This is a genomic window from Celeribacter sp. (genome assembly GCF_048270365.1).
GTDB lineage: Bacteria > Pseudomonadota > Alphaproteobacteria > Rhodobacterales > Rhodobacteraceae > Celeribacter.
This window is the reverse complement of record NZ_JBLWTA010000005.1, coordinates 1-14,762: the sequence shown is the minus strand read 5'-3', so window position 1 is coordinate 14,762 and position 14,762 is coordinate 1. Positions and strand designations below refer to the sequence as shown.

The window sequence follows — 14,762 nt, the reverse complement described above, 5'->3', positions numbered from 1 at the left end:
ACTTAGGTCTCTGAGCGCAGGGTCAAGCCCCCCTCCCGTTTTGTCACTCGCCTGTAACCGTCAGCCCAAGCATGCGCCAGACCTGCATGCCGCCCCGGTAGTAGTGGATTTTCTCCGCCGGATAGCCCGCTTCGATCATGCGACGGGCGGCGGTGGGGGATTGGCCGCACCACGGGCCGTTGCAATAGAGCGCGACGGTTTTGACCTGATCTCCCTCGCAGATGAAGCCCTCGAAATCCGGCTCACAGCCCAACTCGCCGAGACGGTCGGCGGCCTCGGTATAGGGCATATGCACTGCACCGGGGATGGCGCCGCCATCGAAATCGGGTTTGACGCGGCTGTCCAAAACCATGGCCTCCGGGTCCTGCAACATCACGATGAGTTCCAGCTCGCCAATGGTGGTCACGCCCTCGGCCGGGGTCATCGGCTGGATGCAGAAATTCGGACAGGGGCGCGAGGTCTGGGCCCACTCCCCCGAAACCATATTGTCATTGTCCTGAATGCGGGAAATCTCCACCGGCCCCGAGGGCGTCGCCACCGTCGCGGACATCATATCGGGGGTGATCCCCACCGGATCGGCCCCGGCGGCGCCTGCCAGCACGATCAAAGCTGTCGTTAAAATCTTATGCATCAATAAATGCCCTCCACTTCATACATGACGGGTTCGAACGACTTGCACATGCCATTGATCTCCCGATTGCGTTTGCGCATCTCATCCGAACGCAGCATCGCCTGGTAATCCTCGCGTTTCTGCCATTGCGAATAATTGGCGATCCGGGTTTGCGCGTCGTTGATATGAAGCGCCGCCGAAATGAACCCCGGTTGTTTCGAGATCACCTCATCGAAGGCGGATTGAAGCGCCTCCATGAGGTCCTGGGCCACGCCGGGCGTGGTCTCAAAGGTCGTCAGAACGGTTTGACAGGTTTTGTCCTTGGAAATGGTCGGCATCGTCTCCTCCCTCAGATGCGTCTGGCCGTAATGGGCCTGATCCGAGCATAGCACGATTAAAGTGCATTTTAGCCAGAAGGGATTTTGCGACTCAGTTGGGAGGGGCTATGTCTTTCGCATTCCGCGAAACGTTCTGGCCCGCATTAACCAGTGTTTTTCGGCTATTCTCCCAGCTTCTTCCCTGATCCTGCCCAAGCCTTGCCGCAATTGCGACGAGCGCCCTGATTCATTTCATTTTTTCTATGTTTTCAGCATATTAACCATAATAAATCCTTGCCAGATCTAGGGGGCATTTAGCTAAAATTCTACCAACATCTCAACAGGCCCGGAAAATCGGCGCCGCTCCATGTCCAGAACGGACCCATTCCCATCCCTGAAAAAGCCTCGCCATCGACCCTGTCACGCGAGGCAGGAATGAGCCAAGAAAGGACAATGACATGCGTGTGCTGCTTGCCGAAACCAACTGGAATGCCATGACCGCCGCCGCCGGTCTCTGCGACGCCGGGTTCCTCGTGACCCGGGTGAATGACGGACGCGAACTGATGGATTTTGCCGATTTCGGCGAACAAAGCGCGGTCGTTCTGGACCTCGACATGCCGGACATCAATGGCTTTCAGCTGATCGAACAACTGCGGCGCAAAGACCCGCTGAAACCGATCTACGCCTTGACCGAACAAACCGACTGGGCCTGTCGCAAAAAGGCCTATGACTGCGGGGCCGATGATGTGATTTCCGGGCCGGTGCACCCTGCCGCACTTGCCGCACAGATCAAGGCCGCGGTGCGCCGGACCGGTGGATATTCCAGTGCCGCATTGCAGGTTGGCCCGCTCTGTCTGGACACCGAACAGATGATCGCCACGCTGCATGGCAGGGCCCTGCACCTCACGCGCAAGGAATATGAAATCCTCGAAATGCTGGTGCTGAACCGCGAACGTCTTGTGACGCGTGAGACCTTTATGAACCACCTTTATGCTTGGGACAATGAGCCTGACGCACGGATCATCAATGTCTATCTGAGCCGCATCCGTCAGCAGATCGAACTCTGCGGCGGGGAGGCCGAGATGGTCGAAACGGTTTGGGGCCTAGGCTATCGGATCACATCGGATGCCGCCCAAAAGCGGGTTGCCTGAGAAAATCGCGCAGAACGAGGGCGCTTTAAGACCCCGTAAATCCTCATCGGATATGGATCAAAGACATCACGTCGAACTGCTCCTCATCTGGAAAGGCTCCATGTTTCGTATTTTGCTTCTCTGTCTGCTCGTCTCTGCGGGGATCTCCCTTGCGGTCCCTGCCCCGCTCTCAGCCGCTGAAACACAGAGTGCCGAAGACCAGTTAAAGGTCCGGATCGATGTGGCCGGTCGCCAGCGCATGTTGAGTCAACGCATGGTCCGCACGGCTTGCACTGCACAGTTGGGCGTCAACCGGGATCAAAACATTACAGTGTTGCTGACCTCCAAATTCCTATTCGACAGCACGTTGAAATCCCTTCGCAAAGGGGGTGGGCCAGAGGATTTCACACCAGAGACCGATGAAGTGACATTGGCCCTGATTTCCGAAATCGAAGAGGTTTGGGATGTTTTCAAGGATCAGGTCACCGATGCGAAGAAAGGCAAACTGGAAGGCTATTCGGATTTTTCCGAGATGTCTGAACTCTCATTGCGCCTGCTGAAAACATCGAATGCTTTGGTACAGAACCTTGAAGACCGCTACGCTGCCGTAGCTGGACAGGATCACCCTGAGCTTGGACGTATGATCAACATCGCAGGACGGCAGCGCATGTTGATCCAAAAGGCGGGTAAGGAGGCCTGCCTTGCTCAGATGGCCGACACCCGTGATGAAATGGTCCCGCAGCTGGAGCATTTACAAAAGACAATCGCGCTCTTCGAGCAGTCTGCCTTTGGCCTGACCTTCTCTTCGCCAGAACTTGGCCTGCCGGTCCCGCCCTCTGCAGAAATTGAGAATGAAAACTTCAATCACTGGCAGGAATGGAGCAACATCGTTCCACTTTTCGAGAGCATGGAGGATGATAAGCTGAGCGAACTCGAGCTTCATGACCTATCCAGCGGTGTCGAATTCTTTCTCAGTGCACTCAACACGACAGTTCAGAAATATGCGCAGCTTTAGAGCTACGTGCCTCTGCCCTAGCCACTGACATAGCTGATCTTTTTATCGTCTCCACTCAGAGAAAGCTCCAGAGCAGACAAATTCCTACAGTTTTACTATGGTATAATCCATACTGACACTCTACTGTCTGCGCATGACAGAAGACAGCCCCTCCCCGATCCGACCGACGGATGATGACGCCCGTGATATGGCTCAGACCCTCATCCGTCAGGCGCGCATCGCCTCACTGGCGGTGCTGAACCCCGAAAGCGGTGCACCTCATGTAACGCGTGTGGCGTTCGGGCTGGGCATGGAGGGACAATGGCTCACATTGGTCTCAGATCTCTCGTTTCACACCAAGGCCCTGAGATCCACGCCGCAGATCGGGCTCTTGCTGGGCGAGGCTCCGACAAAAGGTGACCCGCTGGCCTTCCCCCGTTTGTCCGCGCAAGCCGCGCCTGAATTTGTGGCGCGTGAGAGCAAAGACCACGCATTCCATCGTGAAGCCTGGCTGACGCATCACCCCAAATCCGCCCTCTACGTGGATTTCGCAGACTTCTCATTTGTCGAATTCACCCCCATCAGCGCAGACCTGAACGGCGGTTTCGGCAAAGCCTACAACTTGACAGCCCAGGACATGCGTCTGAGCACATGAAGAACCGGGCCGCATATGCAGCCCGGTTGTCCAAGTCTTTTCTCATGCCTCCGACTTAAATCGGACGATCCATCCGTGCGATCAGATTCACGGTGCCCTTGACCGCCTGCTCAAAGGTCAAAAGGATCTGATCGTTGTTCGACCCATAATTGACCGTCACATAAGGCGTTTCAAAAACAGTGCTGCCGCTGGCATTGGTCATCGCGTTGCGGAAGACGATGCTTTCCACCACACGCGCCCATCCGCCAAAGGGCAGATAGCCGGACGGATCAAGCACCCAAGAGGTCGACGCCGTGTTCTGGCTGAACTCCAAAGACACCGGATTGATGGTATTCTGGCTCACACCATTGAAGCTGTTGCCCTCGAACGTCACATTCCGCGACGAGTTGAAGGCAAGATCGGCATAGGTCGTATCGACCCGCTCCACACGTTCGATGAACCCGTTCAATGCTTTGAAGGTGTTGTTCTGAACCGCAAGCCCCTGAATGAAATGCCCCGGCCCATAGGGCGTGATCACGATCCAGGAAAACGAACTTGCGACATCATTCACGGTGAAAATATTGCCCGTAATGGTCAGCCCGCCAAAGGAATACTCCGACGAGAAATCCGGCGCGACATCGTGTTCGTTCGTCATTTCGATAAACGAGTTATCGATATAGTTGCCGGTCACTACGGATTTCACGTTGGGGTAGGTAAAGACCAAACCCGCCATGCGAGGGCTGTCGGTGAAGTCATCGCCCTGAAACCAGTGGTTGCCCACGAACATATGCCCATTGCCAAAGACGATCCCCGTATGCCCGAACCGCTGAAAACGGTTGTCCCGGATTTTGCAGTCGTTCGAGTTGATGTTGAAGGCAATCGACTGACGATCCTCGGCCCGGAGCGGTTGCTCATTCGACACGAAGGTACAGCGATCGATGTGCAAATCCTGACACCCGCCACCGATCGAGGTCACACCGCGATTGAGCGGAGATTTGATGTGACAATCGCGCAAGTGGAAATTGTTCCCGCCCGGAGACAACATCACCCCCGACGCCCGGCCATTGCACAGCAGTTCCACATCAAACAACTCAAATTGCGAGAGCTTCGAGAGACCCGAGAAATCGAACACGTATTTAAAGCGCGTGAACGTGTAGGTCTGGGTCGTGTTCGGCCCGAAGAGCGGGTGGTTCAGCGTCAGCGTCTGGTTGCCGATATTGACAGATTCGACATAAACCTCGCGCCCGACACCCGTCCCCGTGACCAGACTGCCGACCTGAATATTCGCGATATTGGCGACATTGCTCAGAGTACGCGCATTGGCCGTGCTATACGTCGCTTGCGACGTGACCGCTTCGGTGTCCCAATCGGTCGAGCTTTGCACATTGATCTGACCGTTGCGGATCACACGGCGCACTTCAAGCGAGCTGGCGCCCGTGATCTCAGCGACATCCAGCGGCGCATAAAGCTCGATCCGGCGCCCGCGCATGTCGAGGCTGTCGTGATCCGTGTAGTAGAACATCGCCTGAATGGCACGTTTGAAACCTTCTTCCTCATCACCGAATGCGTCGATATAGGCATTGAGGTGAAAGCTGTGACGCAGGATCAGACGCGCAGAGGTCGGCATGGTCACGGTGCCGTCGAACACCGCCTCTTCCGTAAAGGCCACGGTCCCCGCCAGGTGATAAACCCCAGCCGGCACAAGGATTTTTCGTCCGGCTGCGGCCGTATTGGCCGCGTTGAACGCGTCCGTGTTGTCCGTGGTGCCATCGCCCACAGCACCGTAATCGCGCACGTCGATCATGCCGGAGCTGTCGCTCAGGAACCATTCGGACACATCCTCGATCACGATATCGTCGATCCGCACGGTCCCGCCATTGGCGCCCGTCAGATCGAGACCGAAATGGCCATAAACCGGCGCAAGACCCCAAGGCAGATCCACGCCACCACGGGCGCCCGACCCCACAATGGCCGTGACCTCAACCACGTCGCCATAGCTGGTCAGCGCCTCAGACGCGCCAGTCTCGGTCAGACCCGAGACATGAGAAAGCGAAGCGTTCCCCGCCCAACCCGCGACCCGCACAGAGGGAAGATTGCCCGAAATGGCTTTCACGCGTACCTTGATCTGGAGATACATCCCGGGCTGCAAAGGCGTCTCGCCCATGTAGCGCAGCTTGGTCAGCGTGTCATTTTTGACCACCTCAAGACAGCCGCCAAAATCCGCATCCGCTGGCACAAATGCCGCGTTGCCGGCACCATCATAGGTTGCCGACCCCGGTGTCCCATCTTCGCTGGACCAAACATCCAGCCCGTCTTCGAACGCCGGTGGCATCAGCACCAGCCCGTCAGTAATGGCCTTGTTCATCCGAACCCCTTTCAATCCTTCAATTCCATGCGCACCGATCTGCATGACGGATCCCGGCCCTGGACGACGCCGTCCGGGCAAACTCGTACGAGAAACTCATCATGGAAACTCGGGACGCATGAGCCCCGAGATGGGCAAAGGTCTACAGCAGCAATTTAACCCGTCGCTTAAGCCTCCGAACGCCACCCTCGACCCGCACGCAACAGCGGCATAGCTTGTCATTGGCCTGTCACGCGCCATGGCCTAGAGTTGGGCAGAGGTCCCCATGAGCTATTCGATCCAAGCCGACGATCACGACATGACCCAAGCCCTGCGCCGCATTGCGAGGGACCGTTTGGCGCGCGCGATCAAGGCCTGTGACACAGACACGCCTACGGCCCGCATGATCGCCGTGCATGATATTCGCAAACGGCTTAAAGAGATGCGCGGCCTCATGCGCCTCGTCGGCCCGGATTTCGAAGGGTACAAACAGGTGGATCGGCGCCTGCGCGACATAGGTCGGCAATTGTCAGAGCTGCGCGACATCAAAGTGCGTTGCGATACGCTGACCCACCTGTCCGATTATGTCGCGCCCCCGGACAATCACCTCAGGCTCTATCTCGACCACTTGGCCCAAACCCGCGACGCGGCCTATGACACTGCCGGTGACCTTCTAAGCACCGTGGCTCAGCACTTGGCGGAGCTGCGCAAATCCAGCGTGGATTGGCAGCTGCGTCACAGAGGGCGCAAAGCGATTTTCCCCGGCCTGTCCGCCACCTACGCGACTGCGCGAGACACTATGGAACGCGCCCGCGAAACCCGAGCGCCCGAGGATTTCCACAACTGGCGCAAGCATGTGAAATATCATTTCTACCATACCCGCCTGCTGGGTCCGATCTGGCCAGACGCGATGGCGGCACAGGTCAAAGCCGCCGAAAGTCTGGGCGAGCTTTTGGGGAAACATCATGATCTCGTGGTTTTGGGCGATGAGGCGCGATCTACCGGTCTCAACGAAACCGCAATCAAGGCTCTCGACACTGGATTAAAATCGCAAATCGCCGCCTTTGAAACACAGGCTTTTCTCGATGGCGCACGGCTTTTGGCGGACACACCAGAGGCGCTGACGCATCGCTGGTCCATCTGGTATCGGCTGTGGCGTCACGCCAAATAAAAAGGGCCACCCGAGAGCAGCCCTTTGAAAACATGGTTGAAATACGGCTTACGAGAGCTCGCCGCTCAGACCTTTTTCGATCAGACCGATGGTCTCATTCACACCGTAGAGCGCCGCGAAGGACCCGAAACGCGGGCCTTGGGATTGCCCCAAAAGCACCTCGTAGAGCGCCTTGAACCAGTCGCGCAGGTTCTCGAACCCGTGGTTCTTGCCGACCGCGAAGACGATGCTTTGCAGGAAATCACCATCGGTGAAATCCGCCTCTGGCAGCGGTTCGTCGTTGCCCATATCTGCGTTTTTCTTGGCGATTGCGGCCAGAGCCACCTCTTCAGAGCCAAAGGCCGCCTTGAGGTCCTCCATCGCCGCGCGTTCCTGGTCGGTCGGCGCACGGAAGGTTTTTTCGGGCTTCACGAAGTCATTGTAATAGCGCACCGCATAGCCCGCCGCCGCGTCGAGCTGCGGGTTGGCCTCCGGCGAGGCTTCCGGCGCATAGCGCTGGATAAAGCCCCAAAGCTGGTCCTTTTCTTCCGCACCCGCCACGGAGGCGAGGTTCAAAAGCATCGAGAAAGGCACCACCATGTCAGACACCGGCACATCGGCGCCGTGGATGTGGAACACCGGGTTCGCCGCCTGTTTCGCCGCGTCCTGCGTCGGATAGGCGCGCAGCTGTTGGTGATACTCATCCATCGCCCGCGGGATCACATCGAAATGCATCCGCTTCGCCGTTTTCGGCTTTTGATACATGAAATAGGCCAAAGATTCCGTCGAAGCGTAGGTCAGCCATTCATCAATCGACAGGCCATTGCCCGAAGATTTCGAAATTTTCTGACCATTGGCGTCCAAGAACAGCTCATAAGTAAAGTGCTCCGGCTTCTGCCCGCCCAGGATTTCACAAATCCGGTCGTAGATCGGCGTGTTGGTCGAGTGGTCCTTGCCATACATCTCGAAATCCACACCCAGCGCCGCCCAGCGCGCGCCAAAGTCCGGTTTCCACTGCAATTTCACATTGCCGCCGGTGACAGGCAGGGTCCACTCTTTCCCGTCCTCATCGTCAAAGGTGATCGTGTAATCGTCCTTGTTCACCTCTTTCATCGGCACGTAGAGCACGCGACCGGTTTCCGGGTGGATCGGCAGGAAGATGGAATAGGTCGCTGCACGCTCTTCGCGCAAGGACTTCAGCATCACCTTCATCACATCGTCGTATTTCTCGACGGCGCGCTTCAGAACTTCGTCGAACTGACCGGATTTGTAGAACTCGGTCGCCGAATAAAACTCATACTCAAACCCGAAGGTGTCGAGGAAGCGCCGCAGCATGGCGTTGTTGTGATGGCCAAAGCTCTCGAACTCTTCGAACGGGTCGTAGACAGAGGTCAACGGCTTTTGAATGTCTTCTTTCAGACGCTCTTGGTTCGGCACGTTCGACGGGATTTTACGCATCCCGTCCATGTCGTCGGAGAAACAAATGAGACGCGTCGGCACATCCGAGATCACCTCGAACGCGCGGCGGATCATCGTCGTGCGCAGCACCTCGCCAAAGGTCCCGATATGCGGCAGACCCGACGGACCGTAGCCGGTCTCAAAGAGCACATAGCCCTTCTTGTCCTTGGATGCCTCATACCGTTTGAGTACAGTCCGGGCCTCTTCAAAGGGCCAGGCTTTCGAGCTCATACCGGCATCACGCAGGTCCGTCATTTTAAGCAATCCTTTTGTCGCACGGGTCTCTCCCGCAAGGCGCAACTCCTATTGAACACCCCGGCTTGCGTCAATATTGTTTGACCGCACATGCCCCTTCGGAGCCAATAAAATGAACGATATTCCCCATTCCCTCACGCCTCAGGACTGTCTCGTTGCCGTGATGATCGCCCAGTCCATGTCCGATGAGAACATCCGCACGGCAGAACTTGTCACCATCGAGAATATCGTCAACCATTTGCCTATTTTTGGCGAATACGACACCGACCGGATCAAAATGGTCTCCTCGACCGTCTTCGATCTCTTCTCCGAAGAGGACGGTCTGGACGCGCTTTTTGGCCTCATTCGCGACAACCTGCCGGAGTATCTGCACGAAACGGCCTATGCGCTGGCCTGTGACGTCGCCGCCGCTGATGGCCATACCTATGAGGCTGAGCTGCGTCTGCTCGAAGAGATTCGCTACGAATTGAATATCGACCGCCTGCATGCCGCCGCGATTGAACGCGGCGCACGGGCGCGCTACATGCTGATCCACGATACGATTTGATCATCGTTCTTTAATGCGGGCGCCAAGCCCGCACATCGGGAGGCCCGCATGCCCCGCTTCACCTATCTCTACGACACCTATTGTGGCTGGTGTTACGCTGGCGCGCCCGTGATCTCCGCCTTGGTCGAGGCGGATGCAGAGGTGACGATGCATCACCGCCTCTTGTTTGCGCCGGATCATGCCCAAAGGATGGGGATGGGCCTCGGCGCGATGATCGAACAACATGACGCCCGCGCGGAGCAGCTTTCTGGCCAACCGTTCAGCGAACTTTACCGCGAAAACATCCTTCGTGCGCCCGAAGAAAAACTCGACTCGAGCCTGACCGCTGCGGCCGCCGCCCTCGTCCATGACCAAGGCGCCAAGGTCGAAATGGCGCTGGCCCGCCGCCTCCAAAAGGCGCGTTGGGAAGAGGGTCGTTCGGCACAGGATGCCGATTACATCACAGAGATTTTGCGCGAAGACTTCGGCGTCGATGCGCCCCTGTCTGAAGGCCAAGAGCCCGCGCTCAATATGGCACGTGAAACGGAAACCCTGATGCACCAATACGGCCTGTCCGGTGTGCCAATACTGATCATGGAGCGCGATGACACGCTCTACAACGTTGCTCTGTCGGACTATTACCGCCAGCCGGATGAGATCGTCACGCTGTTGTCCTGACTAGCCGGGAAAAGCATCAGCGGGCGCCAATGCGCCCCAGCGTTCAATCAGCGCCTGCTGCAACTTCTTCGCCCGTCCGTTGAACGTGCGCGCCCCTTGCGGAATTTCCGCGCCTTGCGCCTGTGCCGCCTCGCGCCGCGGCACATCCGCGACGAAGATCGCAAACGCCATGCGCTTGCCCCCGGGCGCGTCCACATACCCCGCCAGAGTGGACACGAAATTCAGCGTTCCGGTCTTGGCGACAACTGACAGAGGGTGATTTTTGATCACCCCGCCTTGGCCATCTTTCATGGGAAAAGATTTGAGCAAAGGCGCCAAACGCGCTTCGACACCCGGCGCCACCAGCATATGCGCCAGATCAACCGTGGTCACTTCTGAGGCCCCGCCTAGGCCCGAATGATCCACAAAAGATATATGCCGCATGTTCAACGCCCCACGCGCCCAGTCGCTCATCGCGCTGGCTGAGGCCTGCAAACTGCCCACCGTGAGACCGCGCGCACGGCTGGCTGTGAGGCCAAGAACCTCTGCTGTCAGGTTGGTCGAATATTTCAACATATCGCGCACGACGACGCTCATAGGCGCGCTCTCGATCCGCGCGATCTCTTCACCGGACGCCGCCAATCTCTGCCCCTGCGGCAGGCGCAGCCCCTGCGCGCTTGCAACCGCCTGAAACACTTCGCCCGCATAAAGCCCCGGCAGGCGCACCGGCAACCACCGCGCCCCGCCATTGCCCAGCGCGCTTTGCGCCACGGTCCATTCGTCCCGCCCCTGCCCGGCGACATGATCGAACACCGGCAGGTTGCGCGCCGCCACGCTGATCCGCGCGATCCGCACATCTGGCGCGAAACGTTCAGCGCGGGCGTCCATCTTGAGACTGTAGCCCTCGCCCTGTTTTTTCCATTCGAAATGCACGCGATTGTAATTCAGGTTCAGCCCCGAAACCGTCGGATTGTAGCCCGCGTATTCCGTCTGTCCCGCGTCGATCTCTTCGATCCGGGGCAAGGCCGTGTCGTCGATCAAGAACCGTCCACTGACACCTTTGATGCCCTGTTCCACAAGCTGTCCGGCCAACACCGCCAAACCATCCGTGTCCAAGGTCGGATCACCCCCGCCCGCGAGGATCAGATCGCCCTGCACGATGCCGTCCACAACCGGCCCGCTGCGCAGCACCCGCGTGGCAAAGCGATAGTCCGCCCCCAGATGCTCCAGCGCGTATAGCGCCGTCACCGTCTTGGCAACGGAGGCCGGGGGGAGCCGCAAAAGCGGCACATGAGATTCATGGATCGCGCCACTCAAGCTGTCGGCCACCACATAGCTGACCTCCCCCGACAGACCCGAGGCCTCGATCAGCGCCTCTCCTGTCGGGATCGACTGAAGGTAAAGGTCAGCCGGGCGCGGTTTCGGCAGCGGCGAGGCGATCAGGTCCTGCGCCAAAGCGCCCCGCGCCATCCCTGCCTGAGCGACACCGCCCAGCAGAAGCCCAAGCATGCCGCGTCGATTGATCCGTGAATTTTCAGTCTGCATCATGGCCGTGAGTTAATCCTGCGTTTGCGCTCTGAGCAAGACGGGAAAACCTGCCTTTTGCTCCCCCTGCGCCACCGGGGTACATGCGGTCAGTCCCGCAGCCAACCGCCGTTTGCCCGGATTTCCGTCGAGGAGGCATCCGACATCGGCACGTTGATGAAACACCAGCACGGCGTGCCGCAGCGCCCCAAAAGCCGCGAGGCGCGGGCCGAGAGCTTCGCATGGGCAAAGCTTTGCGCCGCCACGGAATTGCGCGCCGCACCGCGCGTTCCGGGCCGCGCGATCACACCGACAGGCGTGGTTTTCATAATCTCTCGCCAATCCTGCCAGAGATGAAACTGCGCCAGGTTGTCCGCTCCCATCAGCCACACGAAGGTCACACCGGGATAGAGTGCCTTGATCTTCTCAAGCGTCGCCGCCGTGTAGCGCGTCCCCGTGCGGGCCTCGATGTCCGTGACTTCGACCTTGGGATGATCCATGATCTCGCGGGCGTGGGTCAGGCGCCTTTCCATACTTGCAGGCCCCTTTTCTTTCAAAGGGTTCCCCGGGCTGACCAGCCACCAGACACGATCAAGGTTGAACCGTTTCAACGCCATTTTGGTGATATGCACATGTCCCTCATGCGCGGGATCGAACGATCCCCCGAGCAGGCCGATCACTTGACCAGAGCGGGCATATGGCAGGTTACAACGCATGACGACTTGCATGGCGGGAAGGCGCGAGACTGTCAATCTCTCCCTTGACGCCAAAACTTACCTGACTAAAGTCAGATAAAATAACAGACCTCAGTCAGGTATCTTCATGCCCCTCAATCCCGTCTCCCGCATCCGCCGTTTCAACCGCGCTGTCACGACCGAAACCGGCGCTTTGGATCAGAGCTTTCTTGGGCGTGGTCGACCGCTTGGGGCCGCTCGGGTTTTAAACGCCATCGGACCTGCGGGGCGCGCTGTCTCCGACATCCGTGCCTTTCTCGATCTCGACACCGGGCTCTTGTCGCGCTTGTTGCGCAGCCTTGAGGACGAGGGCCTGATTGACGTCGCCGAAGATCGCAAAGACAAACGCCGCCGCTTTGCCGTTCTGACCCCTGAGGGGCACCGCGAATACGAGGCCTATGAGGCGCTGTCGAACAACCGCGCGCAGGCGCTTTTGGATCGTCACCCGCACCCGGAACAGCTCTTGGCCGCCATGGACCTGATTGCCTCCGCTCTGGGGCGCGACCGGATCGAGATTGTCGAACGCGACCCACACAGCGCCCCCGCCATACATTGCCTCGAAAGCTACTACGCCGAACTGGCCGCGCGCTTTGCCATGGGCTTCGACCCCGCCAAAGCTGCCCGCCTCGACAGCGACGACATGCGCCCACCGCGTGGCGTGTTCCTCGTTGCCTTGTCCGACGGGTTGCCGTCCGGCTGCGTTGGATTAAAAGGCACCGATAAAGGCTACGCCGAAATCAAACGCCTCTGGGTGGCGCCTTCTGCAAGGGGGCTGGGATTGGCGAAACGCTTGATGTCAGAGGCCGAGACACACGCGCGAAAGATGGGCGTTACTACGCTTCGACTGGACACCAACTCAGCTCTCCCGGAAGCGGCAGGGTTGTATCAGCGGTTAGGATGGAGTGAGATCGACCGGTTCAACGACGATCCCTACCCGGATTTGTTTTTTGAGAAGCGGGTGTAAGGCTGGACCAAATTCTCTTTTAACAAATACTTACTCGAAGTCCTCGCAAAACTTTTTGATCAATTTATCAACGCTATCTGCGTAAGCCTCAATATCAGCATGTAAAGCCAAAATGATTTTGCCTTGCGTCGCAAACGCGGGAACCATTGCGATTTCATGAGCAAAAGTTTCACTCATATTAGCCAATTGTTCTTTCATTTTTAGAACGCTTTCTCGCATCCCTCTTGCAGTAACGAATATGTTTTCATCTGGTACCTCTTCGACCAAGTCACTATCACGCCTAATCAAAAGAACTCTCTGAATTAGCAGCATTGAGGCTTCAAATTCACTTCTCATTGTAGGGATTAAAGCGAACAGATGAAGCCTATAGCGCCTTAAAGCTTCCGAGAGTCTGTCTCTCGCTTTTTCCAGTTCTTTTGCTTTGCCATTTTGGTTGGCACGGTTCACCGCTCGCATAACTGCGTTCATTTCCTTTGAAAGCTTGACCACTTCAGAGGAAATATCATTCATAGCAGCAGTATGCTTTTGCAAATGCTTCGCTGCTTGCCACCCCAAAACTTCAATGGATACAATCGGAGTATCGGCAAGCAACTTCGTATAATTTGGCAGAAGAACCGCAGATTGATCTGGCGCTGTCCCAACTTCTCCGCTTGCATCCTTTTCTTGCGCTATCTGGATTATCGTTTGCGTTAACTGCCGGTGTAAATCCAGCATCAAGCCGGCTTGATCATCATATTGCCAGTAGTAAACGCCCAGCTCTCCCAGCTCTTTCCTGAATGCGGCAACCTTGGCCAATTGCTCAGGATCAACATCTCTCAAAGATGACACAGCATTAGAGAAATAGAACATGATATCCGGGGAGCCGTTCACCTGACGGCTTTCAAAGGCAATCCTAAATTCTTCTTCTGTCCCCGACCCCCAATTCGGCGTTGCGGTTCCAAAATATGTCCCCATCATTCCGACAAAAATATCTATGTCTTTCGGAAACTGCTTATTGATCACAGCTTGGGAATATTCCCCAACGGAAGGCCGAGTATGCGTTTCCCATGTAATAAGCTCCGCATGGAACCTTTCTCGCACACCACTATCCAGATTGTCAAGGGCGGCGCAAAATTGGTCCATTAGGGCGGCGTAAAAGTAGGCCACTTTGGATTGAGCCGTTTGTTTGATTTTAGAGGCGCCCGGGGACCTGCGGCTCCTCACATAGCAAGCGGGTTCCCGGGCGCATTGCCCCGTGAGGGGCAATTCCTGATCAGTTGTTCTGGGTTGTTTTTCGGCTCTGTGCGAGGCGGTAGCTTTCACCGTTCATCTCGAGAATGGAGACATGATGGGTGAGCCGATCAAGAAGTGCGCCGGTGAGACGTTCTGATCCGAGCGTTTCAGTCCATTCCTCGAAGGGGAGGTTGCTGGTGATCAATGTCGAGGCGCGTTCGTATCTCTGCGAGATCAGTTCGAAGAGGAGTTC

The 14,762-nt window shown here is 57.3% G+C and carries 15 protein-coding genes; 7 read left to right on the top strand and 8 right to left on the bottom strand.

What is annotated here, in order from left to right; all coding sequences use genetic code 11:
* Positions 1-43: 43 nt before the first annotated feature.
* Positions 44-631 carry a rhodanese-like domain-containing protein gene (locus ACN0X0_RS08390; RefSeq protein WP_417278779.1) on the bottom strand — a complete coding sequence of 196 codons (588 nt, stop codon included), beginning with the start codon at positions 629-631 and terminating at the stop codon, positions 44-46.
* Positions 631-948, bottom strand: a complete 318-nt coding sequence (locus ACN0X0_RS08385) for an antibiotic biosynthesis monooxygenase family protein (protein WP_226552524.1) — start codon at positions 946-948, stop codon at positions 631-633. Before ACN0X0_RS08385 ends, ACN0X0_RS08390 begins: the two co-directional genes overlap by 1 nt.
* Before the next feature lie 437 nt (positions 949-1,385).
* Between ACN0X0_RS08385 and ACN0X0_RS08380 the strand changes: the two genes are divergently transcribed.
* From ACN0X0_RS08380 to ACN0X0_RS08370, 3 genes are all read left to right on the top strand, one after another.
* A complete protein-coding gene (locus ACN0X0_RS08380; protein ID WP_417278778.1) occupies positions 1,386-2,078 on the top strand; it encodes a response regulator transcription factor in 693 nt (230 codons plus the stop codon).
* A gap of 100 nt (positions 2,079-2,178) precedes the next feature.
* Positions 2,179-3,072 (top strand): type IV pili methyl-accepting chemotaxis transducer N-terminal domain-containing protein, encoded by an 894-nt coding sequence (locus tag ACN0X0_RS08375; protein WP_417278777.1) that lies wholly within the window; start codon positions 2,179-2,181, stop codon positions 3,070-3,072.
* 133 nt (positions 3,073-3,205) lie between these two features.
* A complete protein-coding gene (locus tag ACN0X0_RS08370; protein ID WP_417278776.1) occupies positions 3,206-3,706 on the top strand; it encodes a HugZ family protein in 501 nt (166 codons plus the stop codon).
* A gap of 55 nt (positions 3,707-3,761) precedes the next feature.
* On the opposite strand, the gene ACN0X0_RS08365 is transcribed toward ACN0X0_RS08370, so the two are convergent.
* A complete protein-coding gene (locus ACN0X0_RS08365; RefSeq protein WP_417278775.1) occupies positions 3,762-6,050 on the bottom strand; it encodes a glycosyl hydrolase family 28-related protein in 2,289 nt (762 codons plus the stop codon).
* Positions 6,051-6,315: 265 nt separating this feature from the next.
* Here ACN0X0_RS08365 and ACN0X0_RS08360 point away from each other — a divergent pair, with 265 nt between their 5' ends.
* A complete protein-coding gene (locus ACN0X0_RS08360) occupies positions 6,316-7,200 on the top strand; it encodes a CHAD domain-containing protein (RefSeq protein ID WP_417278774.1) in 885 nt (294 codons plus the stop codon).
* A gap of 48 nt (positions 7,201-7,248) precedes the next feature.
* On the opposite strand, the gene ACN0X0_RS08355 is transcribed toward ACN0X0_RS08360, so the two are convergent.
* On the bottom strand, positions 7,249-8,892 hold the full coding sequence (locus tag ACN0X0_RS08355; protein ID WP_417278773.1) for a lysine--tRNA ligase: 1,644 nt from the start codon (positions 8,890-8,892) through the stop codon (positions 7,249-7,251).
* Positions 8,893-9,004: 112 nt separating this feature from the next.
* On the opposite strand from ACN0X0_RS08355, the gene ACN0X0_RS08350 reads away from it, so the two are divergent.
* Both ACN0X0_RS08350 and ACN0X0_RS08345 read left to right on the top strand, forming a co-directional pair.
* A complete protein-coding gene (locus ACN0X0_RS08350; RefSeq protein ID WP_417278772.1) occupies positions 9,005-9,439 on the top strand; it encodes a tellurite resistance TerB family protein in 435 nt (144 codons plus the stop codon).
* A gap of 48 nt (positions 9,440-9,487) precedes the next feature.
* Positions 9,488-10,096: a DsbA family protein gene (locus tag ACN0X0_RS08345; protein WP_417278771.1), complete on the top strand. Its 609-nt coding sequence runs from the start codon at positions 9,488-9,490 to the stop codon at positions 10,094-10,096.
* Here ACN0X0_RS08345 and dacB read toward each other — a convergent pair whose 3' ends face one another.
* Together dacB and ACN0X0_RS08335 are read right to left on the bottom strand one after the other, a co-directional pair.
* Entirely contained in the window at positions 10,097-11,623 is a 1,527-nt protein-coding gene (gene dacB / locus ACN0X0_RS08340; RefSeq protein WP_417278770.1) for a D-alanyl-D-alanine carboxypeptidase/D-alanyl-D-alanine-endopeptidase, read from the bottom strand. It abuts the gene before it with no gap.
* 86 nt (positions 11,624-11,709) lie between these two features.
* Complete coding sequence (locus tag ACN0X0_RS08335) at positions 11,710-12,315, bottom strand: nicotinate-nucleotide adenylyltransferase (protein WP_417278769.1); 606 nt, start codon at positions 12,313-12,315, stop codon at positions 11,710-11,712.
* Between the two features lie 106 nt (positions 12,316-12,421).
* Between ACN0X0_RS08335 and ACN0X0_RS08330 the strand changes: the two genes are divergently transcribed.
* Positions 12,422-13,297, top strand: coding sequence for a GNAT family N-acetyltransferase (locus ACN0X0_RS08330; RefSeq protein WP_417278768.1), 876 nt, complete (start codon positions 12,422-12,424; stop codon positions 13,295-13,297).
* Positions 13,298-13,327: 30 nt separating this feature from the next.
* Here ACN0X0_RS08330 and ACN0X0_RS08325 read toward each other — a convergent pair whose 3' ends face one another.
* Entirely contained in the window at positions 13,328-14,443 is a 1,116-nt protein-coding gene (locus tag ACN0X0_RS08325; protein WP_417278767.1) for a hypothetical protein, read from the bottom strand.
* Between the two features lie 106 nt (positions 14,444-14,549).
* The coding region (locus ACN0X0_RS08320) for an ATP-binding protein (RefSeq protein ID WP_417278766.1) at positions 14,550-14,762 on the bottom strand (213 nt) is incomplete at its 5' end.